The 23361-nt window shown below is 63.9% G+C and carries 25 protein-coding genes; 12 read left to right on the forward strand and 13 right to left on the reverse strand.

Going from position 1 to position 23361, the window contains the following annotated elements; all coding sequences use genetic code 11:
- Nucleotides 1-43 precede the first annotated feature (43 nt).
- Genes BFL28_RS06760 through BFL28_RS06775 form a run of 4 tightly spaced genes read left to right on the forward strand, consistent with a single transcriptional unit; the run spans nucleotide 44 to nucleotide 3346 of the window.
- Entirely contained in the window at nucleotides 44-457 is a 414-nt protein-coding gene (locus BFL28_RS06760; RefSeq protein ID WP_069319858.1) for a Zn-ribbon domain-containing OB-fold protein, read from the forward strand.
- Nucleotides 454-927, forward strand: a complete 474-nt coding sequence (locus BFL28_RS06765; RefSeq protein ID WP_069319859.1) for a nuclear transport factor 2 family protein — start codon at nucleotides 454-456, stop codon at nucleotides 925-927. Before BFL28_RS06760 ends, BFL28_RS06765 begins: the two co-directional genes overlap by 4 nt.
- Nucleotides 924-2642: an FAD-dependent oxidoreductase gene (locus tag BFL28_RS06770; protein WP_069319860.1), complete on the forward strand. Its 1719-nt coding sequence runs from the start codon at nucleotides 924-926 to the stop codon at nucleotides 2640-2642. The genes BFL28_RS06765 and BFL28_RS06770 overlap by 4 nt, the downstream gene beginning before the upstream one ends.
- Entirely contained in the window at nucleotides 2639-3346 is a 708-nt protein-coding gene (locus BFL28_RS06775; protein WP_069319861.1) for a glutathione S-transferase family protein, read from the forward strand. The genes BFL28_RS06770 and BFL28_RS06775 overlap by 4 nt, the downstream gene beginning before the upstream one ends.
- On the opposite strand, the gene BFL28_RS06780 is transcribed toward BFL28_RS06775, so the two are convergent.
- Both BFL28_RS06780 and BFL28_RS06785 read right to left on the reverse strand, forming a co-directional pair.
- Nucleotides 3343-4065, reverse strand: coding sequence for a GntR family transcriptional regulator (locus BFL28_RS06780; protein WP_069319862.1), 723 nt, complete (start codon nucleotides 4063-4065; stop codon nucleotides 3343-3345). The two genes, BFL28_RS06775 and BFL28_RS06780, sit on opposite strands and share 4 nt — an antisense overlap.
- Nucleotides 4066-4134: 69 nt before the next feature.
- A complete protein-coding gene (locus BFL28_RS06785; protein ID WP_079246986.1) occupies nucleotides 4135-4800 on the reverse strand; it encodes a TetR/AcrR family transcriptional regulator in 666 nt (221 codons plus the stop codon).
- A 213-nt stretch (nucleotides 4801-5013) separates the two neighbouring features.
- On the opposite strand from BFL28_RS06785, the gene BFL28_RS06790 reads away from it, so the two are divergent.
- Complete coding sequence (locus tag BFL28_RS06790; RefSeq protein ID WP_069319864.1) at nucleotides 5014-7350, forward strand: TonB-dependent receptor; 2337 nt, start codon at nucleotides 5014-5016, stop codon at nucleotides 7348-7350.
- A gap of 161 nt (nucleotides 7351-7511) precedes the next feature.
- On the opposite strand, the gene BFL28_RS06795 is transcribed toward BFL28_RS06790, so the two are convergent.
- The 4 genes from BFL28_RS06795 to BFL28_RS06810 are packed head-to-tail and all read right to left on the reverse strand — an operon-like array spanning nucleotide 7512 to nucleotide 11266.
- Nucleotides 7512-8756, reverse strand: coding sequence for an acyl-CoA dehydrogenase family protein (locus BFL28_RS06795; protein WP_069319865.1), 1245 nt, complete (start codon nucleotides 8754-8756; stop codon nucleotides 7512-7514).
- Nucleotides 8753-9853 carry an acyl-CoA dehydrogenase family protein gene (locus BFL28_RS06800; RefSeq protein ID WP_069319866.1) on the reverse strand — a complete coding sequence of 367 codons (1101 nt, stop codon included), beginning with the start codon at nucleotides 9851-9853 and terminating at the stop codon, nucleotides 8753-8755. The genes BFL28_RS06795 and BFL28_RS06800 overlap by 4 nt, the downstream gene beginning before the upstream one ends.
- Nucleotides 9850-10569, reverse strand: a complete 720-nt coding sequence (locus tag BFL28_RS06805) for a CoA transferase subunit A (RefSeq protein WP_069319867.1) — start codon at nucleotides 10567-10569, stop codon at nucleotides 9850-9852. The genes BFL28_RS06800 and BFL28_RS06805 overlap by 4 nt, the downstream gene beginning before the upstream one ends.
- 10 nt (nucleotides 10570-10579) lie before the next feature.
- On the reverse strand, nucleotides 10580-11266 hold the full coding sequence (locus tag BFL28_RS06810) for an NIPSNAP family protein (protein ID WP_069319868.1): 687 nt from the start codon (nucleotides 11264-11266) through the stop codon (nucleotides 10580-10582).
- 273 nt (nucleotides 11267-11539) lie between these two features.
- Here BFL28_RS06810 and BFL28_RS06815 point away from each other — a divergent pair, with 273 nt between their 5' ends.
- Genes BFL28_RS06815 through BFL28_RS06825 form a run of 3 tightly spaced genes read left to right on the forward strand, consistent with a single transcriptional unit; the run spans nucleotide 11540 to nucleotide 13959 of the window.
- Nucleotides 11540-12319 carry an SDR family NAD(P)-dependent oxidoreductase gene (locus tag BFL28_RS06815; protein ID WP_069319869.1) on the forward strand — a complete coding sequence of 260 codons (780 nt, stop codon included), beginning with the start codon at nucleotides 11540-11542 and terminating at the stop codon, nucleotides 12317-12319.
- Entirely contained in the window at nucleotides 12291-13178 is an 888-nt protein-coding gene (locus BFL28_RS06820; RefSeq protein WP_241527243.1) for an enoyl-CoA hydratase, read from the forward strand. Before BFL28_RS06815 ends, BFL28_RS06820 begins: the two co-directional genes overlap by 29 nt.
- Nucleotides 13171-13959: an SDR family NAD(P)-dependent oxidoreductase gene (locus BFL28_RS06825; protein ID WP_069319870.1), complete on the forward strand. Its 789-nt coding sequence runs from the start codon at nucleotides 13171-13173 to the stop codon at nucleotides 13957-13959. The genes BFL28_RS06820 and BFL28_RS06825 overlap by 8 nt, the downstream gene beginning before the upstream one ends.
- Nucleotides 13960-13998: 39 nt before the next feature.
- On the opposite strand, the gene BFL28_RS06830 is transcribed toward BFL28_RS06825, so the two are convergent.
- From BFL28_RS06830 to BFL28_RS06855, 6 genes are all read right to left on the reverse strand, one after another.
- Entirely contained in the window at nucleotides 13999-14826 is an 828-nt protein-coding gene (locus tag BFL28_RS06830; protein WP_079246988.1) for an IclR family transcriptional regulator, read from the reverse strand.
- Nucleotides 14827-15008: 182 nt separating this feature from the next.
- Nucleotides 15009-15923 (reverse strand): NAD-dependent epimerase/dehydratase family protein, encoded by a 915-nt coding sequence (locus BFL28_RS06835; protein ID WP_069319872.1) that lies wholly within the window; start codon nucleotides 15921-15923, stop codon nucleotides 15009-15011.
- Between the two features lie 11 nt (nucleotides 15924-15934).
- Nucleotides 15935-16876 carry an alpha/beta fold hydrolase gene (locus BFL28_RS06840; RefSeq protein WP_069319873.1) on the reverse strand — a complete coding sequence of 314 codons (942 nt, stop codon included), beginning with the start codon at nucleotides 16874-16876 and terminating at the stop codon, nucleotides 15935-15937.
- Nucleotides 16877-16889: 13 nt separating this feature from the next.
- Nucleotides 16890-17312 carry a PaaI family thioesterase gene (locus tag BFL28_RS06845; RefSeq protein WP_069319874.1) on the reverse strand — a complete coding sequence of 141 codons (423 nt, stop codon included), beginning with the start codon at nucleotides 17310-17312 and terminating at the stop codon, nucleotides 16890-16892.
- An 86-nt stretch (nucleotides 17313-17398) separates the two neighbouring features.
- A complete protein-coding gene (locus BFL28_RS06850) occupies nucleotides 17399-17818 on the reverse strand; it encodes a nuclear transport factor 2 family protein (RefSeq protein WP_069319875.1) in 420 nt (139 codons plus the stop codon).
- On the reverse strand, nucleotides 17815-18678 hold the full coding sequence (locus BFL28_RS06855; protein ID WP_069319876.1) for an SDR family NAD(P)-dependent oxidoreductase: 864 nt from the start codon (nucleotides 18676-18678) through the stop codon (nucleotides 17815-17817). The genes BFL28_RS06850 and BFL28_RS06855 overlap by 4 nt, the downstream gene beginning before the upstream one ends.
- Nucleotides 18679-18803: 125 nt before the next feature.
- Between BFL28_RS06855 and BFL28_RS06860 the strand changes: the two genes are divergently transcribed.
- The gene (locus BFL28_RS06860) at nucleotides 18804-19370 is read left to right on the forward strand and encodes a VOC family protein (protein ID WP_206599088.1); all 567 of its coding nucleotides are present in this window, start codon (nucleotides 18804-18806) and stop codon (nucleotides 19368-19370) included.
- 40 nt (nucleotides 19371-19410) lie between these two features.
- Nucleotides 19411-21219: an enoyl-CoA hydratase-related protein gene (locus BFL28_RS06865; protein ID WP_069319878.1), complete on the forward strand. Its 1809-nt coding sequence runs from the start codon at nucleotides 19411-19413 to the stop codon at nucleotides 21217-21219.
- Between the two features lie 3 nt (nucleotides 21220-21222).
- Here BFL28_RS06865 and BFL28_RS06870 read toward each other — a convergent pair whose 3' ends face one another.
- Nucleotides 21223-21753 (reverse strand): VOC family protein, encoded by a 531-nt coding sequence (locus BFL28_RS06870; RefSeq protein WP_079246998.1) that lies wholly within the window; start codon nucleotides 21751-21753, stop codon nucleotides 21223-21225.
- A 110-nt stretch (nucleotides 21754-21863) separates the two neighbouring features.
- Here BFL28_RS06870 and BFL28_RS06875 point away from each other — a divergent pair, with 110 nt between their 5' ends.
- Both BFL28_RS06875 and BFL28_RS06880 read left to right on the forward strand, forming a co-directional pair.
- Nucleotides 21864-22778, forward strand: a complete 915-nt coding sequence (locus BFL28_RS06875) for a fumarylacetoacetate hydrolase family protein (RefSeq protein ID WP_206599089.1) — start codon at nucleotides 21864-21866, stop codon at nucleotides 22776-22778.
- Nucleotides 22779-22788: 10 nt separating this feature from the next.
- A complete protein-coding gene (locus BFL28_RS06880; RefSeq protein WP_069319881.1) occupies nucleotides 22789-23361 on the forward strand; it encodes an amino acid synthesis family protein in 573 nt (190 codons plus the stop codon).

Below are 23361 nucleotides of genomic sequence, written 5' to 3' on the forward strand. Positions count from 1 at the left end.
GGAGGCCGTCTCGGCCTCCCGCTCCTCCTTGCAAGGTTCGCGGATGAGCGAGAATTACCAACGCACCCTGCCGGTGATCGACGACGAGAATCGAGCTTTCTGGCATGGCGGCGCGGACGGCAGGCTGCATCTGATGCGCTGCCAGGATTGCGGCTATTGGCTGCATCCACCCGGTCCGGTCTGCCCCGAATGCCTGAGTGACGGCGTTACAATCGAGACCGTGTCCGGCGAAGCGACGGTCGAGGCATTGACGGTCAACTACAAGGTCTGGGGGGCAGGCATGCAGGTCCCCTATGTCATCGCAATCGTCGAGCTGGCCGAGCAGAAGGGGCTGCGGCTGACGACCAACATCGTCGGCATCGATCCGGATGCCGTCACGATCGGCATGCCGGTCCGCGTTGTGTTCGAACAGGACGAGGACGTCTGGCTGCCGCTATTCGAGCCGCGCCCAGCGTGAGCGACGCGGCACAGCAGGTCACGACGCTGGCCGCGATCGAAGCGATCAAAGCGCTTAAGGCGCGCTATTTCCGGTTCGTCGATACCAAGGACTGGGACGCGCTGCGGACGCTGTTCCTGCCCGGGGCGACGTTGCATTTCGCGCATCGCACGGACGATCCCGAAACCGCAGAGGTGGCAATCTCGCGGATTTCACAGATTCTCTTCCCCGGCGTCGTCAGCGTTCACAGTGGTGGCATCCCCGAGATCGAGGTCGAGGGTGATCGCGCCACGGCGGTCTGGCCGATGAGCGATCTGCTCGTCTTTCCTATCGATCGCCTCAATCCGTTCGGGCTCGCGCGACTCCACGGCTATGGCTATTACCGCGAGCGCTATGAGCGGCGCGACGGCGCCTGGCGGATCGCTGCGCTGCGGCTCGACCGGCTGCATGTCGAGACCGTGCCGCTGCCCGGCGCCGTGCCTGCCGAATGACCGATTGGGACCAAGAGGCCGATCTCGTCATCATCGGGTCAGGCGCCGCCGGCATGTCTGCGGCGATTGTCGCGGCGGCGAGCGGTCTCGATGCACTGGTGCTCGAAAAGACCGATCTAATCGGGGGCAGCACCGCAATCTCAGGCGGTGTTGTCTGGGTGCCGGGCAATCGCGGCATGGCCGAGGCGGGCGCGCCTGATCCGCCCGGCGCGGCGTTGCGTTATCTCGAACAAGTAATCGGCCCGGGGATGCGCCGCGACATGGTCGAGGCTTATGTGCGGGCCAGTCCGAAAATGGTCGATTGGTTCAACAGGCATACGGTGGTGCACCTGGTCCCGCGAATGTACGCGCCCGATTATCACTCTGAACTCGAGGGCGCGTCGTCGGGTGGTCGCGCGCTGGATCCTCTCGAATATGACGGGCGGGAGCTTGGTGGCTGGTTCACGCGGCTACGCGCGCCATTGCAGCAGACGATGATCTTCGGCGGGATGATGGTGAGCCGCGCCGATATCGATCATCTCCAGCGCGCGTGCCGCAGCTGGACGTCATTTCGGCATGCAGTGCGGATCCTGCTCGGCCACGCAAGCGACCGGCTGCGTTTCGCGCGCGGCGCGCGGCTTCTGGCGGGTAATGCGCTGGCGGCGCGGCTGTTGCGGTCGGCGATCGATCGGGGCGTGCGGTTCGAAACCGGCGCTGACGTGACGGCCCTGGTGCGCGACGGTGGCGCGGTCATCGGCGCCGAAGCCGTGATCGGTGGCAAAATCGTGCGCATCCGGGCGCGGCGCGGGGTGGTGCTGGCAGCGGGCGGGGGCGCGGCGAACAGGCACTTCCGTGCCGCGAATGTGCCGTATGCCGATGTTCATCTTTCGATGGCCCCGCCGAGCAACGTGGGCGATGGGCTTGCGCTCGCGGCTGCCGTCGGCGGTACGATAGGAGCGACCGCCCGCAACGCGGTATTCCTGAGCCCGGTTTCGGTCGACGCGGCGGGTGGCAAACGCACCTTGTTTCCCCACCTCATCCTCGACCGGCAGAAGCCTGGCGTGATCGCCGTGAACAGCGCGGGCCGCCGCTTCGTAAATGAAGCCGACTCCTATCATGATTTCGTCGAAGGCATGTATCGCGACCATGGCGACGGCCCCGCGGTCCCGGCCTGGCTGGTCGCCGACTCACGCTTCGTCCGGCGTTATGGGCTGGGCCTGGTCCGTCCGGCTCCCTTTTCAAAGCGCGGCTTCGTCCGCTCGGGCTATCTCGTGTCGGCGCGCTCGATTGGCCAGCTTGCGGACAAGATCGGCGTTCCGCAGGCGCAGCTAGCGGCGACGATCGAAGCGGCAAATCGGGCGGCGGCCACGGGCGTCGATCTCGAATTTGGCAAGGGCAGCACTGGCTACAACCGTTATCTGGGCGACGGCTTACATTCGCCCAATCCCTGTCTGGGACCGATCCGCATGCCGCCCTTCCATGCGGTCAAGATTTGGCCGGGTGATATCGGCGCCGCACGCGGCATCCGCACCGACGCCGATGCCCGCGTGCTCGACGCGGATGGCAAGCCAGTTCGCGGCCTATACGCGTGCGGCAACGACATGAATTCGATCATGGGCGGAAGCTACCCCGCCGGTGGCATCACGCTCGGTCCGGCGATGACCTTCGGCTTCATCGCGGCGCGCCATGTCGCCGGTATCGCCTGCAGCGGCAGCAAAGAGGAGAAGACGGCATGATCACGCTCTACGGCATGGGTAGCCCCAATGTGATCAAGGTGACGATCCTGCTCGAAGAGCTGGGGCTGCCCTATCGATTCGAGCGAATCGATGTCATCCATGGCGAGCAGTTCGAGTCCGGCTTCGGCCAGCTCAATCCAAACCGCAAGGTGCCGGTGCTGGTGGATGCGCGCGGAGGTGGCGATCCGGTGGTGCTGTTCGAATCCGGCGTGATCCTGATGTATCTCGCCGAGACCAGCGGGCGATTCTGGCCAGCGGCGACGGCGGCGCGCTATGACATGCTCAAATGGCTGATGCTGCAGATGGCGAGTTTCGGCCCGACCTGCGGGCAGGCCCTCCATTTTAACCGAGCGGTCGCCGAACCGGGCTATGCGCGGGACCGCTTCACCGCCGAGCTCCGGCGACTGCTGGGCTTGATCGAAGCCCAACTCGGCAACCATGCGCATATCGCCGGTCCCGATTATACGCTCGCCGACATGGCTTTCCTGCCCTGGTGCCTCACGCTCAAGCGCTTGCTGCCCGAGGCGGTCGAATTGCCTCGGCTGCAGGAATGGATGGCCCGACTTGGGGAGCGACCGGCGGTCGCTCGTGCGGTCGCTGCCTCGATCGACCATTCGCGCCGCGACTTGCGCGCGCTGCGCGACGCCGATCAAGCCACGCTGGACCGCTATTACGGACGCGCGCCAGCGCCTGCGGAGTTCTAGGCTTTGGCGGCGCGGGCCGCGCGCTTCGTCGCGACCCGCTCGGCAGGCTCTGCGCCGCGCTGTTTCGCTTCCTCCGGCTGGTCGAGGACGCGGCGCTCGGTCGCGAAGATGTGGCGCTCCATCGCCTCGCGCGCACCAGTGGTGTCGCCATTGGCGATCGCGGTGATGATCGCCTCATGCTCGCGATGCGCCTGCTCGATATTGAGCGCGAAGATCGAGCGGTTGGTGAGCGCGACGTAGAAATCCGAACGGTCGCCCAGGCTTTCGACGACATCGGCGAGCGGCTTCGACCGGCTGACGCGCCGCATTTCAGCATGCAGGCGCCGATTGAGCACGCGGTAATTTTCACCGATCGCCTGCGAATCCTCGCCCAGCGTGCTCAGCGCGGCAATCTGGCTGGAGATAAGTCGCAAGCTGAGGACATCGGCGGGCTCGGCCCGCGCTGCACACAGTTCCGCGATCAGTGCTTCGCCAGCCGCGAACAGTCGGTAGAAATCGTCAATCTCCTGCGAGTCCGGACTGCGCACCCGGCAGCCGACCTGCGGCATGATTTCGACGAACCCTTCGAGGACCAGCCGTTTCATCGCCTCGAGCACGGGCTGGCGGCTTGATCCCAACTCTGCCGCGATGCCGTCGATCGGCAGCCATTCGCTAGCGCCGACACGCCCTTCGATGAGCATGTCCTTCACATGCGAGTAAGCGACCTCGGACAATTTCATGGGTAGCAGCCTAGCATTTCTGTTCCTGCCTTCTGTTATCTTTTTGGCGTCGCGGGTCAAATCACTGGCTCAATCCGTTGCATGCTCAGGTGCCGTGCGGAAGAGGAGGGCAAGGACATGCGCTTCTGCACGGATCAATTCCTCGTCACTCAGGTCGCCGGGCTGCAGCGTGCGTGCTGAGCCGCGCGCAGCGAGCCGCTCCATTGCCGCATAAACGATAACGCTGCGTGCCAGCGCGTCCCGATCGCTTACTCGCGAGCTGCCCTGCGCCTCACATATCCGTTGTGACAAAGCATTGATTATCGGCATCGCCGCGCGACGGCGGGAATGGTTGAAATCGGAATTTCCTAGGTCGGATTGATGATTGCGCGTGCTGAGGATCGGACGATTGCGATCCCAATGAGCATAAAATGCGCGCACCAGCTGTTCGCTTCGCAAACTGACAGTCGAAGGGAGCCACGGCAGTTCGAGGATTCCCAGTATCTCAGCCATGTCCTCTCCAGCTTCGTCCGAAAGGCTGAGCTGAATATCGGGAATATTTTCGAAATAGAGATAGAAGGTAGGGGCCGACACGCCTGCTTCGCGTGAAATCGCTGCCGCGGTGAGTTTCACCCCGCGATTGAGCAATTCGCGCGCTGAATCGAGTAAGCGCCTCCGCGTATCGGCACCTTTGCGCCCAAGGGCCTGACCGCTCTTGTTCGTTCCCGAAGCATCGGTTTCGCTTGGCATTTCCATCAGTTAAGTCGCCTGTTGGCAGCCGCGGAACGGCGTCTGCATCGCATCGCATCGTAAAATCAGCCCTGTGACATAATAGCAACTGGACGTACGGTAAAATATTAGTAGTTTAGTCTGCGAGTCTGGGCTTCCGTGCTCGAGATACGATCAGGAGAGGAACTGATGCGGTCAATCCGTTTTCGCGCGGCACTTAACGCCAGCTGCGCATCCATCATGCTTTTTGCTGCCGCCCCGGCAATTGCGCAGGACGCTGCGGCTGCGGCCGTCGCTCAGGAAGACGCGCCGGATAGCGCGATTCCAGACATCGTCGTTACGGCCCGCCGTCGTGAGGAAAGCCTCCAGACGGTACCGGTCGCGGTCACCGCGGTCACCAGCGAGATGCTGACCGAGCGCAACATCCAGACGACGATCGATCTGCAGAAGGTCGTGCCCGGCGTGGTCTTCTCGGGCGCTGGTACCGAGGCGAACACCACGCTGACCATCCGCGGTCAGGGCAAGGACGTGATCGGCCCGGGTCTGCCCTCGGTCATCAGCTATTTCAACGAGGTTCCGCTGCCCGGCTTCGGCAGCTCGATCCCGACCTACGACATCTCGTCGGTTCAGGTGCTCAAGGGCCCGCAGGGTACGCTGTTCGGCCGCAATACAACCGGCGGCGCGCTGCTGATCTATTCGCAGGCGCCGACCGACCGCTTCGAGGGCTATGGTCAGGTCACGGTCGGCGAATATGGCTGGCACGCGATCCAGGGCGCGGTGAACTTGCCCATCACCCAGGGCGTGGCGCTGCGCGTTGCCGGCAATATTGAGCGGCGTGATGGATTCACCGAGAACCTGGGGGTCGGCGCCGACTTCGATCCGCTACATAACGACTCGTTCCGAGTTTCGCTGCGGCTCGCGCCGCTGGACTTCATCGAGAACACGTTCGTCTACGATTATTTCATTCGTAGCGGACCGTATATTGGTGTGACCCCGACGCAGGTCGCGAGTCCCACCCCGCCATATCGAAACGGCCAAAACTATGCCGGCATCGTCGGTGCGGCCAATGCCCAGCTGATCAACGACACGTTCAATTGCAACACATCGGTGAATTGCGACGTCGATCTCATGGTGGAGCGCCAAAGGCAGATCGGGCCGCGCAAGGTCTATTCCGATGTCGACGCATTCGACCGGACCCGGTTGCAGGGTATTTCGAATACGACGACCATCGATCTCGGCGCAGTGACGATCAAGAACATCTTCGGCTGGCGCAAGACCGAGGTCGACCAGCGCGGCAACACCGACGGTGTGCCCGTTCCGTTGATCAATACCGCGCTTACCCGCCACGAGGCACAGATTACCGACGAGCTTCAGCTCTCCGGTTCGGCGTTTGAGGATCGCCTCGATTTCCTGGTCGGCGGCTTCTATCTCAAGACGCGCCCAACCGGCTCGATCAGCCTGTTTTCGGATTTTCTGCGCCCGCCGTCGATCCCGCTGGCGACATGGCGGCTCTCGACGGTCGGCAACACGCTTTATCGTGAGCAAAGCAAGGCTGTCTTCGGCAATCTGACATACAGCTTCGGCGGTGGGCTCGAAGGGTTGAGCGCGACCGCGGCGGCCCGCTACACTTGGGACTCTCAGGGTGTCTGCTCGGTTACGCTGGGGGGGGCTTCGACGCCACTCCAGTCCACTGCCCAGTGCAGGACCTACGCCAACCGTTTCGACATCGATGCCAAGTTCGAGAAGCTGACCTGGACCGTCGGCCTCGACTACAAGATCGATGAAAATTTCTTCACCTACGCGGTCGCTCGCCGCGGCTATCGTTCGGGTGGATCGAACCCGCCGCTGCTCGGTGGCGCGTTGACCAGCCTGCAATTTTATCAACCGCAGACGGTTGACGATATCGAAGTCGGTCTGAAGACCAACTGGCGCAGCGGGGACTTTTCGGGACGTGTCAACATCGCGGCATATCGCGGTATTTTCAACGACCTGCAGCGTCAGATCGCCGGCATTCCCGCCAATTTGGACGGAGATAACAACTCTGCCAACGATCCTGCCAGCACTGCATTGATCATCAACGGGGCCAAGGCGAGGGTGCAGGGTATCGAGATCGATGGCTTCATCCAGCCGGTACGGGGCTTGCAGTTCACCTTTGGCGGCTCGCTGATCGATGCGAAGTATCTCGAGTTCACCAACCCCGCGATCTTGAACGGCGTCGCGACGAGCTCAGGCATTTTTCTGAACACGCCGAAGACCAGCTTCAGCCTGGGCGCGCGCGCAGAGCTCGCGAACATTGACGGCATGACAGTAACGCTGTCGGGCGACTATTACTGGACCGATGGCTACCGCAAGGGCATCGTCGCAGCGGTTCCAAGCTACGACCTGGCCAATCTCCGGCTCGAGGTCGCCAACATCGCCGACCAGAATTTGAGCGTTACGCTGTTCGTCGATAACCTGTTCGACAAGGAATACTACATCAACAACAGCCTGAGCGGCCCGAGCCCCGGCACGACGACGTTCAGCTATGGTCCGCCGCGGATGTTCGGCGTTCGCGCCCGCTTCGGCTTCGGCGACTAACGCACGGGCCACCTTTTGGCCCTTCCGACGGCCGGCTCGCCTAGTGCGAGCCGGCCCTTTTTTGTGAATGGCAGAGAGCTGAAGGAGCACCGGTGTGTCGCGCGCACCAGGCGTGAGCTCGCCGCCAAAATGGAAGGAAGGGCCGGGGACCGCGGCCCCGGTCAGCGCGGCTGGTTGAACGGCACGCCTTTGTCGGGCCGATGGTCTTGGGGAAGACCCAGCACCTTTTCCGCAATCGTATTCCGCAGGATCTCATCCGTGCCGCCGGCGATTCGCGGCCCCGGCGAGTCGATCCACGACCAAGCGAAATCCTGCACGGTGGTCAGACCTTCGGTCAGTGCCGCCCCCGCGGGACCCAACAGGTCTAGCGCGGTCGCGCCGACCTGCTGGCGCCGGCGACCGAGTAGCAGCTTGCGGATTGCGCCCTCCGGCCCCGGCTCGCGCCCCGCGCCGATCGCTTCCAGTGCGCGGCGATGGATCGAGCGCAATCCCTGACGCTCGACTAGCGTGTCGGCGACTAGCGCGCGAACTTCGCCGTCCTCCAGCGCCGGCTTGCCGTTGATTCGTGCGTCCTGTGCAAAGCAGACAAACTTCTCGATCGCAGGACCGCTGAGCGATTCGTCGGAAACCGAATAACGCTCGATCATCAGCGTTTCGATCGCCACGCGGAAGCCCGCGCCGACTGGCCCCATCCGCTGGCTGTCGGGCACGAACACGTCGTTGAAGAAGACCTCGTTGATCTCGGTTTCGCCGGCCAGCTTGCGGATTTGTCTCACTTCGACGCCGGGCGAGCGCATGTCGAGATAGAAGAACGTCAATCCCGCGTGTTTGGGTGCAGCTGGATCGGAGCGTGCGACGATGATTCCCCAGGAGGCATATTGCGCCCAGCTGGTCCACACTTTCTGGCCGTTGAGCAGCCAGCCTTCGACGCCGCCGCGCGTCGCAGGCGTCGCGCGCATGCGCAACGCAGCGAGATCGGAGCCGGCGGCGGGCTCCGAAAAAAGCTGGCACCAGATGTCGTCGCCACAAATCGCCGGCGGCAACAGCTTCTCCGCGACCTCGGGTGTTGCGTAGCGGAGCATCATCGGTACCGGCATTCCGAGGCTCACGCCGAAATAGACCGTAGGGAGATCGTATTTCAGCTCTTCCTCGCCGAAGACGATTTTCTCGAGCTCACTGCCCCCACCCCCGCCATAGGCGCGGGGCAGGGTGATGCAGGCATAGCCATGCTCGGATTTAAGCCGTTGCCAGGCTCGTCCGAGCGCGAGATCCTCGTCCGCACTCAATCCCGCGCGCGCCGCGCCGCTGAACGCCGGGGCATGCTGCGCGAGCCATGCGCGCGCGCGCGCGCGATACGCTAGCAGTTCTTCGGCCGGTGCGGCATCCAGCCGCTGTGCGTCGCTCATCCTTGGGCCTCCGCCAGCGTGAAGATATTGTCGACGAGCAATTCCCGCCAGAACGGTGCGGCGCCGAGTTCAAGCGCGAGCGCGCGCGAGCGGCGATAATGGTGCTGCGGCGCCGCCTCCCAAGTGACGCCGATACCGCCATAGATCTGAATAGTCTCGCGCGAGGCGAATTCATAAGCGTGAATTCCGCCCAGCCGTGCCATCGCCGCCATTGCGGGAAGCGCCGTGCTCTCGCGCCCGGCGGCAGCGAGCGCGTCGATCGCGCAGCCGCGTGCGATCTCGAGCTCGGTATAGATGTCGGACAGCTTGTGTTTTACCGCCTGGAAGCGCCCGATCGGCTGACCGAATACGATGCGCTCCTTGGCATATTCGACGCCGAGCGCGAGGCAGCTCTGGGTGCCGCCGACCTGCTCGAACGCAGTGGCAATCGACGCCAGCGCCGCAGCGCGCAGGCATGCGCTCCAGCCGTCGCCGCCATCGATCCGCATCGCGTGTGCCCCGTCGAATGATAGGGTCGCGGCAGCGCGGGCATTGTCGATCGTGGCAGTCGCCTTACGGGTCACGCCAGGCTGATCGAGCATCACCAGATACAGCCCGATACCATCCTCAGCCGCCGCATGGCACAGCGCGACATCGGCGATGGCGGCGAACGGCACGAGCGCTCTTTCACCCTGCAGCATGCCGTCGGCAAAGCGAAGTGTCGGTGTTCGCGGCAGGCCGGATTCGCCCAATTCGCCGAACGCGAGGCAGCCGATCCGCTCGCCTGTGGCGAGTGCCGTCACTGAGGGGTGATCGCCAATGCCGCGCGCTACAGCATCGGCGATCACCGCTGCAGGCGTCAGGGGCAGCGACACCGTCCGCGCGCCGAGCTTTTCGTTCAACAAAGCGAGCGCCTCGAAGCCCAGACCTAGTCCACCCTGCGCTTCGGCGACCGCCGCTGCAGGCCAGCCGAGTTCTGCGCACTGCGCCCACAACTCACGGTCGAAGCTGCCAGGAGCTTCGAGCAGCGACTTGAGATGTTCCCAAGTCGCATGGTCTTCAAGCAGCCGCTCCGCTTGATCGGCCAGCATGACGAGCATTTCGGATGCCTCGTTCATGCGCTTGCCGGCTCGGGCCGGGGCCGTGTGGTCAATTTCTCGATTCGTTTTTCGTACTTCGCGCCCTGGATGATCCGATCGACATAGATGCCTGGCGTGTGGACATGATCCGGATCGATTGCGCCGAGCGGCACGATTTCCTCGACTTCGGCCACGGTGATCCGACCCGCCGTCGCCATCACCGGATTGAAGTTCCGCGCCGTCTTGCGGAATACCAGATTGCCGGCGGGGTCGGCGCGCCATGCCTTCACAATCGCTAGATCGCCTTTCAGCCACGTCTCGCGTACGTAGTCCTGGCCATCAAACGTCTCGACCGGCTTGCCCTCCGCCACGACGGTGCCGACGCCGGTTTTCGTATAGAAAGCGGGAATGCCCGCGCCGCCCGCGCGGATGCGCTCGGCCAGCGTGCCCTGAGGGTTGAGCTCCAGCTCGAGTTCGCCCGAAAGATAGAGCTGCTCGAACAATTTGTTCTCCCCGACATAGGACGAGATCATCTTGCGGATCTGCCCGTTGTTGAGCAGCATCCACAAGCCGAAGCCGTCGGCACCGCAGTTGTTCGAGATCACGGTCAGATCGCGAACGCCGGCGTCGCGGATCGCGGGAATCAGATTTTCGGGATTGCCCGAAAGCCCGAAGCCGCCGGACAGGATAGTCATGCCATCGAACAGCACCCCTTCCAGCGCGGATCCGGGGTCGGCATATATCTTGGAAGCCATGATCGTTATCTCAATCCCAGTCCACCGTGACCGGATCGAGCAGGTATGAACCGGTCCTTCCGATCAGGGTGCGTCCAAATTCCTCGCGCTCGGCGCCGCGACGCGTGACTAGCGTGGCATCATCGCCAAGCGCGGCGAGGCCGGCCCGGCGCGTTTCCCAATCCGGCCAGCGCAGAAACGCGACCGCACCGGGCAGGGTGCCGCCGCTGACCACGTCGAACGCGCCCTGCACTACCGCCCCCGCACGCTCCAGCGCCGGCAATTCGCTTTCGCGCAAGGCACGGCCCGCCACTGCGCTCTTGCCGACCAGCGTCTTGAAGAAGACCAGCTCATCGACACCATCCGGCGATGCGGGCGGCTGAGTCCATTCGATGATTTCGCGAACGAACCAGATTTTATAATCCTCGACCAGTTCGCTGCCCGCGTTGGTGCGGTTGCGCACCTCCTGCCAATCCGGGTCGGTGTAGAATCCGGTCCAGCACCGGTCACGCTCGATCATGTTTGCGAACGGCGAAATATAGACGAAGAGCGGCAACTCTGGCGCTGCCAGCGCGCTCCAGCCGCCGACCGGACGGATGCCGTGGCGCGGGAACAGCCACTTCAGCTCGTTCTGCACCCGGGCGCGCATGTCGCCGTCCCGCCCGGCTCCCACCGAATAGAAACGCAGCTCGTAGATCTTGTCCCTGTCGTCAGCCATTTTGCATCCTCCGCGGCGCTGCTAACTCTCGTCGGCCGCAACGGGCTGGAGTTGCTTGATCCAAAGGCAAGCAATGTCCTTCGTCCCTCGAGAAATATTCTAAGATTTCACACGTGTCAAACCCGGCCCCGCGCTTGCTTCGGGCGTCGTACGAGTCTAGAATTTTAGAATAACAAGCGAGCGGATGGTCATCCGATTACGGAGAGGGTGCGATCGAACAGCGTGCCGCCTTCCATATCTACCGACCTGCGCCGCGAATCGAGAAGGAGCGCTATGCGGATCGACGAAACAGTGGCGGCCATCGTTACGGGAGGCGCCTCGGGTCTGGGAAGAGCGACCGCTGCCGCGCTGCGCGCTCAGGGCGCCAAGGTCAGTATCTTCGATCTGAACGCGGAGGCAGGGGCGAACGTAGCGAGCGAACTTGGCGTCACCTTCTGCCAGGTCGACGTCCTGTCCGATGACAGCGTCGCCGCAGCGTTCGAGCAGGCACGAGCCGCGAACGGGCAGGAGCGGATCTTGGTCAATTGCGCCGGCGGCGGCAACGCGATCAAGACGGTCAGTCGGGACCGCAAGACCGGTGGGGTCAAGATTTTCCCTGCCGACGCCTTTGCCTGGGTGCTGATGCTCAATACGGTCGGTACCTTCCGTTGCATCTCGCGCGCGGCGGCCGGCATGATGACGCTCGACCTGATCGACGGCGAACGCGGCGTGATCGTCAATACCGCCTCGGCGGCGGCGCAGGACGGGCAGATGGGTCAGGCAGCCTACTCGGCATCGAAGGCGGCGGTGGTCGGCATGACGTTGCCGATCGCGCGCGACCTGTCGGGGGAGGGCATTCGGATCAACACGATCATGCCGGGCATTTTCAACACGCCGCTGATGATGGGTGCCCCGGACAATGTGAAAGAAGCGCTCGCCGCCACGGTGCCCTTCCCGAAGCGGTTCGGCGAGCCGCCCGAATATGCCTCGCTGGCGTTGGAAATGATCCGTAACGGCTATTTCAATGGTGAGACGGTGCGCCTCGATGGCGCGATCCGTATGCCGCCGCGCTGAGGAAGAGATCGCGATGAGCCTGATCGAATATGAGGTGCGCGACCGAGTCGCGCTGGTGACGCTTAATCGCCCAGAGCAGCGCAATGCGCAGAATGCGGCGCTGCTCAAAGAACTGGACGAGGCGTTCGATCGCGCGATCGCCGACGACGGCGTGCGCGTGATCGTACTTAAGGCCAATGGCAAACATTTTTCGGCAGGCCACGACATCGCGCCGGAGGTGCACGACATCGAGCCATGGAAGTCGATGTTCGACGACGTGCCGAATACCGGCATGCTGCGCATGTATACCTGGGAGCTGAAACATTATTTCGGCTATTCCCGCAAATGGCGCGACATTCCCAAGCCGACCATCGCGGCGGTGCAGGGGGCCTGCATCGCCGCCGGCCTGATGCTGGCCTGGCCGTGCGACTTGATCATCGCGGCGGACGACGCGCGGTTCAGCGACCCGGTGATCAAGATGGGTATCGGCGGTGTTGAGTATCACGGTCACACCTGGGAATTCGGCCCGCGCAAGGCCAAGGAGCTGCTGTTCACAGGCGGGTTCATCGATGCTCAGGAGGCCCATCGGCTTGGCATGGTCAACCGCGTGGTCCCGCGCGCCCAGCTCGAGGATGCCGCGCTCGCGCTGGCGGCCGAGATTTCCCGGATGCATCCGCACGCGCTGTTGATGGCGAAGCGCGCCGTGAACCTCACGCTCGATGCGCAGGGCCAGCATAACGCCCTGCAGTCGGCATATGACACCCACTCGCTCGGTCATGCGAATGCCTGGACGATCTGCGGCCATGTCATCACCGTCGGCCTTGACGAGATGACAGCTGAGAATCGCGCCGCTCAGGGTAGGGACAAGGCCGATGGCTGAGACGGCGCAGGGTCGGCTCGCTGGGCGCACAGCGATCATCACCGGCGGCGGGCGCGGCATCGGCGAGGCGATCGTCAAGCGTTTCGCGGAGGAAGGCGCCAAGCTGCTCGTCGCGACGCGCACCGCGCGCTATGGCCAGGAGACGGTCGATGCAGTGCGCGCCGCCGGTGGCGAGGCGCATCTGATTGTCGCCGAGCTCGGTACGCGTAACGCCGCCACCAAGATCGTTGATTTCGCGAAGCGGCTGTGGGGCGGCCTGGATATCCTGGTCCACAATGCGGCCTACGCGCCCCATGGTATGTTGTCTGACACCGCCGATTCGGAGTGGTCGAAGGCGATGGATGTCGGGCCAAACACCGCCTTCTGGTTGATGAAGGATGCGTTCCCGTTGCTCCGCGCGAGCGAAGCGGGACGCGTGATCCTGACCTCTTCGATCATGGCGGACCGCAACAGCATTCCGGGGCTGTCGGCCTATACGGCAGTGAAAGGCGCGATTAACTCGCTGGTCCGCGGCGCTGCAGTCGATTTGGGACCTGAAGGCATCACCGTGAACGCCGTTGCCCCGGGCGGCACGATGTCGGTGTCCTTTGCTGCTGGGATGTCTGCGGACTATGTGGCCGAGTGGGAAAAGACGATGCCGCTGCGGCGCGTGGGGCAGGGGATCGACATCGCCAATGCGATGCTGTTCCTGGCGTCCGACGATGGCAGCTATGTGACCGGACAGACGCTGATCGTCGATGGCGGTCAGGCGCTGGGCATCCCGCTCAAGATCGGACACTGAGGCACGGGCGGCCCGGCATCACCGCCGGGCCCCATTGCTTTAGTCGACGGCCGCTTTGCTGTCTTCCAGCGCTTGCTCGCTATGATGACGCGATACTTCTTCTAGAAACGTCTCGGTCAGGAACTCGCGGTCGCGCGTCATATGTTCCATATGATCGCCAAGACAGATGGCGATGCGCGGCTGTCCCGGACGCGGCCGTAGCGGCGCGGCAAGCACGCCGCCCGATAGGATGGGGTCGAAGAAACAGACATAGCCATCGCGCCGCACCTGGGCGAGCATCGCCAGCACGCCGCGGACGGACGCCGTATCGACTGCATCCGGGCGATCCGCGTTGTTGCGCAGCACGAATCGGGTCGCTTCGCTGTCATCCATCGTGGAAAGCAGCGCGATGCCGGCGCCCGATGTGCTCAGCGGACGGCTAGTGCCGAGAGTCAGATGCGGGCGCTCAGGGATCAACGACTGATAGACATGGATGTACTTCGCGCGGCTCATCACCTGGCACGCGAGGAACACCGCGCGGCCGGTACGCTCGTTCAACCGTTTCATCATCCGCAGCATCGCGCCTTCGCCGACGAAGCGGTCGTCGCACCAGCTGCCGAGCAGACTGACCCGCATCGATGGTCCGTAACGCCGCGTCTCGCGGTCGAACTGCAGATAGCCCTCCGAGTGCATGCTGCGCAGAAGCTGCGAGGTGCTCGACTGTGGAAAGCCGAACGCGTGGGCCACTTCCGATAAGGTGGCGGGGCGGCGGATATCGTCGAAAAATTCTAGGATCTGGAGGACTCGTCCTGCAGACTTCACCATCGGCGGGCCCGCACGTTGCGCCGCCACGGGAATTCGGCCGCCGGCGAGGGGTGCTGAAGCCATTCTCTCCTCCTGTTATCTTTTAGTGCCTGCGATAGCTGACGACCCTTCAATTATCGATCTAAAATTCTAGTAGGTCAAGACGATTGTCGGCACGATCCAGTTTGCCCAGGCAACAGGTGCGTCCGAAGGCCGCGAGACGATGGTCGTTGCCTAAACTATCGGTACGGCGCCGGCCGAGCCGGTCAGCTGTACTTCCGCATCGCTGCGGCAAAAGCCGGGTGGCGGGTTTCCTCGAGGATGTCGAGCCGTTCGGGGCTGGGAGCCCAGCCCAGTTCACGCCGTGCGAGGGGCGAGCGTGAGCGGCTGCAGATGCTCAGCCCGATCAGCGCGGTGAACTTGTCCCAGATCTCCATCGCTTCGGCCAGCGTTACGCTGCGCGCGGCGACGCCCAGCGTCCGCGCGACAGCTTCAGCGATCGTGCGAAAGTTCGCTTCGCCCGAAACGGCGTGGTAGAGCTTGCCGGGCACGCCTTTGTCGAGCACCAGCTCGTACAGCCGCGCCAGATCCTCGACATGCACGTTAGAATAGAGGTTGAGGCCGCGCCCGACATAGCAGACCTGGCCGGTGCGCGCGGCCGACTCGTAAAAGTTGGTGACCGCGAGGCAGCCGCCATTGCCCCAGATCAGCGGTGGCCGGACCACGAACGCGCGCAGGTTGCGGTTGGCACTTGCACGGACCAGATCTTCGGTCAGCTTGCGCGAGCCGATGTATTTGGAAGGGACGAACGGATCGTCCTCCGCGAACGTGTCCTCGCTCCAGTCGCCATCGGTACGCTGCGACAGAACGCCGGTGCCCGAAGTGAAGATGAAGGCCTTGCCGCTGCCGGCCAGCCGGTCGGTCATCGCCTCGATCGTCCTGCGCTCGTCCTCGAGCATCAATTGCGCGGCGTAGATCGCAGCATCGGCGCCATCCAGAGCGGCCAACGCGCCGTCGAGGTCGGCGAGGTCGCCTAGCGTCGCGCGCGCGCCCGCCGCCTCCAGCCGTGCGGCGGCGTCGGCGCTGCGGACAAAGCCGGTGACATCGTGTCCGGCCGCGACGAAATGTCGCACCAGATGGGATCCGAGATAGCCATTGGCGCCATAGATCATAATCCGCATCGCATGCTCCGTCAGGATTTGGCGCCGAGGCCAGGAACCCAGCCGGCGAACAACGCGTCGAGCGCCGCCACCAGCGCGAGCGGCTGGTCGATCATCACGTGGTGATCGGCATCGGCAATCTCGATCAGCGGGCTGCCGGCCGGCAGCGCCGCAATCATCCGCGCGATCATCTCGCCAGCGGTAAGCCGCGAATTGGCGCCGCGGATCAATGCCACCGGACAGCGCATTGCGGCAAGCTCCAGCCAGACGTCGTCCGCCGGGACGCCGCCCCATAATCGAGGATCGAAGCGCCAGGACCAGCCGGCATTGCCAGCGGCATCATGCGCCGGCTGAACCGCCATGCGCCCGAGATACTCGGCGATCCACCGATTGGCGCAGGGCTGTGGCGGTGCGAGGCGGAAGCGGCCCAGCGCCGCTTCGACACTGGGATAGAGCCGGTGGCCCTTGTATTCGGGAATAGCGATGCCGGTGTCGATGCCCGGCAGCCCGACGTCGATCAGCACAGCCGCGCGAATCGGCCGGTCGACCTTTGCGCCGGCATGGATCACGGGAAGTCCGCCCATCGAATGCGCGACGAGGACTGGCGGCAAGGTGTGGGCCGTGGCCCCGGCGGCGTCCGCGACGGTCCACATCTCATCGGCGAAGCGGGCGACGGAATAATCGTCATGCCATTCGGATCCACCCATGCCGCCGAGCGAGAAGGCGGTGACGCGGAAGCGGTCGGCAAAAAACGGCGCGAGGAAGGTCCACCAGCCGAGATGAGCGGCATTGCCGTGCAGCAGCACGAGGCCGGGTGCGCCGGCCGGCCCCCAGGCGCGCGCCTCGATCCGCCGGCCGTCGGTCATGGCTACGTCGAGCGCTTCGTACGGGGTGTCGAGTGCGGTCGCGAACCATGCAGGCGGTGTGGGGATGTCATCCAGCCGCGCAAGCGGCAACAGGGGATCGGGGGTCATCAGGATAGCCGCTTCAGTTGCCGATCACCTTCTGGACCGATGTCGCGATAAAGATTGGCTTGCCGCCGACTTCCGCTTCGGCGCGGGTGAACACCAGGCTGCGCGTCCGCTTGACCAGAATGCCGCGCACTTCGAGCAGCTCGCCGAGCTTGGGCGCCCCGATGAACTGCATCGACATCTCGATCGCCACCACCGGCGGACCTTCGGGATCCCAGCCCGGGCCGGCGGTGCCGATCTCGGCCATGCTCGCCATCACTGCGCCGTGGCACAGATTCCACGCGTTGACATGGTGCGCCTCGATGCGCAGCGCCGCCCAAACCTCGTCGCCATTCGGGCCAGAGGCGCGGCGCGAATAGACGTGGCCGATATGGTTGATAAACGCGCTCACCGACGGCTCGTAGCCATAGCCTTCGGGAATATCGGGTTGGTCGGTCATGGACGCTCCGTGATCTGATCGGCTCCGATGGGCGCCGTGGCCGGCCAGGGTCAATCTGCGTTCGGCGGATTATGCATATGTGGAAGTCAGCGGTTCAGCCCGTCATGCTCCAGCTTCACGCGGCGCGAACTGAGCAGCCATGTGTCGCCGGTCTTGCGGAAGCGATCGATGTACATGCCGGTCTGCAGGATAACGTCGCCGCGAATCAGCAGGAAATAGCTCCAGCCATGCGCGGTTTCGGTGTCGTCCAGCTCGATCCGGGAGGTGGTCACATAATGCCGCGCCGCGCGGCGCTCGGTCCCGCCGAGCAGACCGCTGTCCAAGATCGCTTTAAAATAGGCGCGGATCGCCTCCCACCCCTCGGGCCGGTCGTCCCCCAGTTCAAGCACCGCGTCTTGAGTGAAGCAGCGCATCATCTCGTCCACCGCGCCGCGGTCGCCCGCGTTGTTGTAGAGCGCCAGCGTATGGCGGATCGTCTCGCGCGCGAGCAATTCGTCGATGGTCATGGTTGCAGTTCCTTCGGTCCCGGAGCGGCGGACAGCAGGTCGGGAAACAGGCGCCAGTCGTTTTGGGGCGTGCGCACCCAGCCGCTCGATGCCCAGGTTCCGCCATCGACGCTGACCGTAGTGCCGGTCACGTAGGCGGCCATTTTGGAAGCGAGAAAAATCGCCGGTCCGGCGCAGTCGTCGGGCGCCCCATCCCGCTGCATCGGAATGTAGCGCGCGCGGGCAGCGACTTGCGCCGGGTCCATCGCCCCAGGGGCCTGGTTCACGAAGCCGTCGGTGACGATGATGTCCGGCGCGATCGCATTAACTCGAATACCGAATTCCGCCAGCTCGACTGCGGCGGTGCGCGTGAAGTTAAGCATTCCCGCCTTGCATGCAGCATACACCGCATAGCCCGGCGCGGCGCGCAGTCCTTCGATGCTGGACACGTTGATGATCGCGCCGCCATTGTCGAAGGCGATCATATGCTGCGCAACGTGATGGGTAGCGGTCATCAGGCTGCCGAGGTTGAATTCGACATGACGGTCGCGGCTGCGTTCGCTCTGCGCCATGAACTTGACTGGACGTCCGCCGCCGGCGTTGTTGACCAAGATGTCGAGCCGCCTGAATTGATGGGCGGCGCTATCGATCGCAGCACGGAGTGCGTCCCTATCCATCACATCGGCTTGAATGAACAGGCTGCGGCCACCGGCCGCCGCAATGTCGTCCGCGACGTGCGCACCGGCGTTGGCATCGATATCGATAATGACAACATCGGCGCCGAATTCGGCCATGCCGCGGGCGATCCCCTTGCCGATCCCGTTGCCGCCGCCGGTAACGAGCGCACACAGCCCATCCAGTCGGATATCAGCGGGTGTCATCTTCCTCTCCGTTCATTGGGGTCATCCCTTGGCGCACGATAGACAAAACGGCATCGTCTCTCTATCATTAAAATTCTAGAAGGACAGCTCAGAGGAGATGTCTTCGACATTTGGGAGAGCGCAGGGTGGCGCACACGGCTAGCCAAGAATATCAGATGGCCTTCAGCCATGTCGGGTTTTTCGTGACCGACATGGAAATCATGGCCGATTTCTATTCGCGCGTGATGGGGTTCTTCATCACCGACCAGGGGACGCTAAACGGCAAGGCGATCACTTTTCTCAGCCGCGATCCGCGCGAGCATCACCAGATCGTACTGGTTGCCGGGCGAGATCCCGACAGCCAGCTCAATATCAACCAGATATCCTTCCGCGTGCGCTCGCTGGGCGAACTCAAGGCGTTCTATGCGCGGCTCGTGGGAGCGGGCGCGAAGGGCATGGAGCCGGTGATCCACGGCAACAGCTGGTCGATCTACTTCCATGATCCGGAAGGCAACCGGATCGAAGCGTTTGCCGACACCGACTGGTACATCTCCCAGCCGTTTAAGGAGCCGCTCGACCTGACGTTGCCGGAAGCCGAAATCCGCGATTTCACGCGCGAGTATTGCAGGACGCGCGCGGGGTTCAAGCCGATCGCGCAATGGCATGCCGAGATGGAGGCGATGATGGCCGCCGGACATCCATCCCGCGCTTGAGTCACTGAGCCCATTGCCGACTAGCCGGAGAATATCATCGATGCCCGCGATCAACGAAGTGGTCGACCTGACGCTGGAGGACGGCGTCGCGCTCATCACGCTCGACAATCCGCCGGTAAACGCGCTGTCGCCCAAGCTGATGGACGGTATGCACGACGCCTTCGTCCAGGCGATCGGCGACCCCGAGGTGCGGGCGATCCTGCTGCTTTGCGCCGGCCGCACCTTCATTGCCGGGGCGGACATCAAGGCGCTCGGTGTCGAATCGCCGAAGGTCGATTTTTTCGAGTTGCAGGGGAAGATCGAGGGGGCCGGCAAGCCTGTGGTGGCGGCGCTGCACGGCACATGCCTCGGCGGTGGGCTCGAAGTGGCGCTGACCTGCCACTATCGGATTGCTGCGTCCGGCACGAAGCTAGGCCTGCCGGAAGTAAATCTGGGGCTGTTACCCGGCGGCGGGGGGACGCAGCGGCTACCGCGTATCGTGGGCATCGCGGCGGCGCTCGACCTGCTCGTCTCCGGCAGGCAGGTGGACGCGTCGGGCGCATTGTCGGTTGGGCTGGTCGATGTCATCGCCGACGTGGCAGACCTAACCGCCGCAGCCAAGTCCTATGTCCGTGCGCTGCTGGCCGAAGGGCGTCCCGCGAAGCGCGTGCGCGACCTGACTGACAAGATCGGTGATGCCGACGCGGCGGTTTTCGAAGCCGCGCGCGCTCAGGCAGAGAAGCTGCGGCATGGCGAAGAAGCGCCGCGCGCCATCATCCGCTGCGTAGAGGCTGCCGCACGTGGCGATTTCGACGCGGGCATCGCCGTCGAGCGTGCTGAATTCCAGAAGCTGCTGGACGGGCCGCAATCGGCAGCATTGCGCTATGCCTTCTTCGCCGAACGCCAGGCCGCGAAAGTCGCCGGGCTCGCGCCCGATGTCCAGCCGCGGGCGGTCACGCGCGCTGGGGTGGCCGGCGCTGGGCCGATCGGGAGCGGGATCGCCGCGGCACTGCTCGATGCGGGGATCGAGACGACATTGTTCGACGCCGACGCGGTAGCTCTGAGTGACGCTGGTGCGGCGATTGACCGGCCGGGGCTGACCCTGGCCGGCAGCCCGGACCATTTCGCGGCCTGCGACCTCGTCGTCGAAGCGGTGGCCGACGCGCCGGAAGCCAAGCAGGCGATCCTCGCTGAACTCGACCAGACAGCGCCCGGTGCGCTGCTGGCGACCAGCACGACGCATCTCGACGTTGATGCGCTCGCCCGCGCGACCGCGCGTCCGGGCCGGGTGATCGGCCTGCATTTCCTCTCATCCGGAAGCGCGAACCGCGTGCTCGAAATCGTGCGCGGCAAGGCGACTTCCGACGAAGCGGTCGCGACCGCGTTCACGCTGGCGCGCAAGTTGAAGCGCGTCGGTGTCCTGTCGGGCATTGGTCCCGGATTTATCGGCCAACGCTCGATGCGCGTGCTCAAAAGAAGCGTGGACGCGATGATCGGGGAGGGCGTCGAGCCCGAGGCGATCAATCGGGTCGCGACCGAATTCGGCTTCGCCGCCGGCCTATTTGTCGCGCGGGCCGTCCCTGGCGCCATGACCCAGGCTCTCTCCGATGACAAGATCCTCGACCGGTTGCTGATCCCGCTGATCAACGAGGCCGCTCATATCCTCGGCGAAGGCATTGCCCAACGCGGCTCCGACATTGATATGGTATGGGTGCACGGCTATGGCTGGCCCGCTTGGCGCGGCGGCCCGATCTACCATGCCGATCTGATCGGTCTGTCGGTGGTCATTCAGAAAGTCCGCTCGCTCGGCCTCAATCCTGCACCGCGTCTGATTGAATACGCTGCGGCCGGTCGCAAGCTAGGCGAATAGCGGTCAGTCCAGCGTTCGCGCGAGTTCGGCGACATACTTGTCTCGCGGCATGAAGCCGGGAAGTGTTTCCACGAGCGCACGCGTCTCGGCAAGCAGCGCTTCGTCGCCCAGCTCGAGGTTGAGCGGCTCGCCGCAGGGCTGCGGGACATGGAACGGGGTGTCAAGATAGACTTCGACCTTGTTCCCTTCGGGATCATCGAAATAGATCGACCAGGCGTTGCCATGGTTTAGCCCGATCAGTGAGGTCGCACCCGCGACAAGCGCTTTGTCACGTATCGCTCGTAGCTCATCCAGCGACTCGACCGTAAACGACAGTTGCATCACCGTGCTGGGACTGTCCGGCGCGCGCCCCCCAGACAGGACGAGCTGGTGGTGCTGGCGCGGATCGCCGGTGAGGAAGACGAGCTGGTTACGGAATGTCTTGCCGACGCCGCGATCGGTGGCGAGAAGTCCGAAAACCCCGGTGTAGAAGCGTTCGATCAGGTCGATATCGCGGACGAAGATTCCAAAGTGGCTGAGATGCGGGCGCGCCATGACGGATCCTTGCAGTGAGATGCGGATCATAGGCGGCTGCCGAACGGCATGGCAGCGTCTGGCGCGGATTTCACATCCTTGTGATCTTGCCTTCGCGGCCTACCCGTCGCTTGCTCACCTCGCGACGTGACCCTAGCCCCGCAGGAACGGCAATTCAGACGGGACACTCCATGCGCTTCGTTTCCTTTAGCACTCCCAGCGGCGACTCTTTCGGTCTCGTGCGCGACAACGACGTGATCGATTTGGCCTCACGTCTCGACGTCCCGAGTCTCAAGGCGCTGATCGCGGCGGATCGGCTGGGGGAGGCGGCGCAGTTCGCCGACGCACCTGCCGATCATTCGCTCGACACGATCGAATTCCTGCCCGTGATCCCTGATCCCACGCATCTGTGGTGCCTAGCCATCAATTATGAAGACCATATCGAAGAGATCAAAGCTGTCGGCATCCAGCGCGAAAAGCCGAAGAAGCCGGCGCTATTCGCTCGCTACCCCGACACGATGATGGGCCACAACGCGCCGATCCTGAAGCCGACCGTCTCCAACGATGTCGACTGGGAAGTCGAGCTGGCGGTGATCATCGGCAAGGGCGGGCGGCACATCAGCGAAGCCGATGCAATGTTACACGTCGCTGGCTATTCCATCTTTAACGATGTTTCTATTCGCGACTGGCAGTTTCATACGCGGCAGATCATCCCAGGAAAAAACTTCCGTTCGTCGGGCGGCCTTGGCCCATGGATGGTGACTGCCGACGAGATTCCCGATCCGCACAATCTGCGCGTGCAGGCCCGAGTCAACGGCACGACCTATCAGGACAGCAATACCAGCTACCAGATCCACAGGATTCCCGCGTTCATCTCCTATGTCTCCGACATTCTCGACCTGAAGCCCGGCGACGTGCTTGCCACAGGTACGCCGAGCGGCGTCGGCTTCTCGCGCAAGCCGCCGATCTTCATGAAGGCGGGCGACGTCTGCGAGTGCGAAGTCGAGGGGATCGGCATCCTGAGCAATCCGGTCGTCGACGAATAGTCTGTCCGGCATGATCGACATCCGCAAGACGCAGCTGAGCGTCGAGGAAATCTGGCACGAACGCGGCGCGCGCGCGGCAACCCCACTGCGGGTCGCGACCGCGCTCGCAATCGTGCGCAACCCCTTTGCGGGCCGGCATGAGCTCGATTTGCTTTCGTTCCAGGCGGAATTGCGCTCGCTCGGCCGGACGCTGTCGGAGAAGCTGGTAGATGCGCTCGGGGCCGCGTCAATCGAAGCCTATGGCAAGGGCGCGATTGTAGGCGAGGATGGCGAGCTGGAGCATGGCGCGCTGTGGCATGAGGCCGGTGGCTGGGCGCTCCGCGAGCTGCTGGGTGGACCTAAGGCGATCGTTCCCGCCGCCAAGACAGTGGGCACGCTTGGCACACGGCTGATGGTGCCGCTCGGCCATATTCATGCCGCCTATGTCCGCAGTCATTTCGGCACCGCGGAAATGACGGTGTGGGACGGCCCGCGACGCGACGAAATCGCCTATGCGCTCGTCGCGGCGACGGGCGGACGGATCCATTCGCGCGCGGGCGGCCTGGCTGCATCCGATATCGGCGGCGAGGACGGGCTGCGCTGA

The sequence above is a fragment of the Sphingomonas turrisvirgatae genome (genome assembly GCF_001721295.1).
In the GTDB taxonomy this organism is placed as follows: domain Bacteria; phylum Pseudomonadota; class Alphaproteobacteria; order Sphingomonadales; family Sphingomonadaceae; genus Sphingomonas; species Sphingomonas turrisvirgatae.

Bases quoted from the DNA above. Each gene is read 5' to 3' on its own strand.
- BFL28_RS06880 (WP_069319881.1), top strand. From the start codon at position 22,789: ATGATCGACATCCGCAAGACGCAGCTGAGCGTCGAGGAAATCTGGCAC.
- BFL28_RS06805 (WP_069319867.1), bottom strand. From the start codon at position 10,569: ATGGCTTCCAAGATATATGCCGACCCCGGATCCGCGCTGGAAGGGGTG.
- BFL28_RS06790 (WP_069319864.1), top strand. From the start codon at position 5,014: ATGCTTTTTGCTGCCGCCCCGGCAATTGCGCAGGACGCTGCGGCTGCG.
- BFL28_RS06840 (WP_069319873.1), bottom strand. From the start codon at position 16,876: ATGACCCCCGATCCCCTGTTGCCGCTTGCGCGGCTGGATGACATCCCC.
- BFL28_RS06810 (WP_069319868.1), bottom strand. From the start codon at position 11,266: ATGGCTGACGACAGGGACAAGATCTACGAGCTGCGTTTCTATTCGGTG.
- BFL28_RS06800 (WP_069319866.1), bottom strand. From the start codon at position 9,853: ATGAACGAGGCATCCGAAATGCTCGTCATGCTGGCCGATCAAGCGGAG.
- BFL28_RS06820 (WP_241527243.1), top strand. From the start codon at position 12,291: ATGGCGCGATCCGTATGCCGCCGCGCTGAGGAAGAGATCGCGATGAGC.
- BFL28_RS06760 (WP_069319858.1), top strand. From the start codon at position 44: ATGAGCGAGAATTACCAACGCACCCTGCCGGTGATCGACGACGAGAAT.
- BFL28_RS06770 (WP_069319860.1), top strand. From the start codon at position 924: ATGACCGATTGGGACCAAGAGGCCGATCTCGTCATCATCGGGTCAGGC.
- BFL28_RS06775 (WP_069319861.1), top strand. From the start codon at position 2,639: ATGATCACGCTCTACGGCATGGGTAGCCCCAATGTGATCAAGGTGACG.
- BFL28_RS06780 (WP_069319862.1), bottom strand. From the start codon at position 4,065: ATGAAATTGTCCGAGGTCGCTTACTCGCATGTGAAGGACATGCTCATC.
- BFL28_RS06835 (WP_069319872.1), bottom strand. From the start codon at position 15,923: ATGCGGATTATGATCTATGGCGCCAATGGCTATCTCGGATCCCATCTG.
- BFL28_RS06785 (WP_079246986.1), bottom strand. From the start codon at position 4,800: ATGGAAATGCCAAGCGAAACCGATGCTTCGGGAACGAACAAGAGCGGT.
- BFL28_RS06795 (WP_069319865.1), bottom strand. From the start codon at position 8,756: ATGAGCGACGCACAGCGGCTGGATGCCGCACCGGCCGAAGAACTGCTA.
- BFL28_RS06870 (WP_079246998.1), bottom strand. From the start codon at position 21,753: ATGGCGCGCCCGCATCTCAGCCACTTTGGAATCTTCGTCCGCGATATC.
- BFL28_RS06830 (WP_079246988.1), bottom strand. From the start codon at position 14,826: ATGGCTTCAGCACCCCTCGCCGGCGGCCGAATTCCCGTGGCGGCGCAA.
- BFL28_RS06865 (WP_069319878.1), top strand. From the start codon at position 19,411: ATGCCCGCGATCAACGAAGTGGTCGACCTGACGCTGGAGGACGGCGTC.
- BFL28_RS06815 (WP_069319869.1), top strand. From the start codon at position 11,540: ATGCGGATCGACGAAACAGTGGCGGCCATCGTTACGGGAGGCGCCTCG.
- BFL28_RS06845 (WP_069319874.1), bottom strand. From the start codon at position 17,312: ATGACCGACCAACCCGATATTCCCGAAGGCTATGGCTACGAGCCGTCG.
- BFL28_RS06855 (WP_069319876.1), bottom strand. From the start codon at position 18,678: ATGACACCCGCTGATATCCGACTGGATGGGCTGTGTGCGCTCGTTACC.
- BFL28_RS06825 (WP_069319870.1), top strand. From the start codon at position 13,171: ATGGCTGAGACGGCGCAGGGTCGGCTCGCTGGGCGCACAGCGATCATC.
- BFL28_RS06850 (WP_069319875.1), bottom strand. From the start codon at position 17,818: ATGACCATCGACGAATTGCTCGCGCGCGAGACGATCCGCCATACGCTG.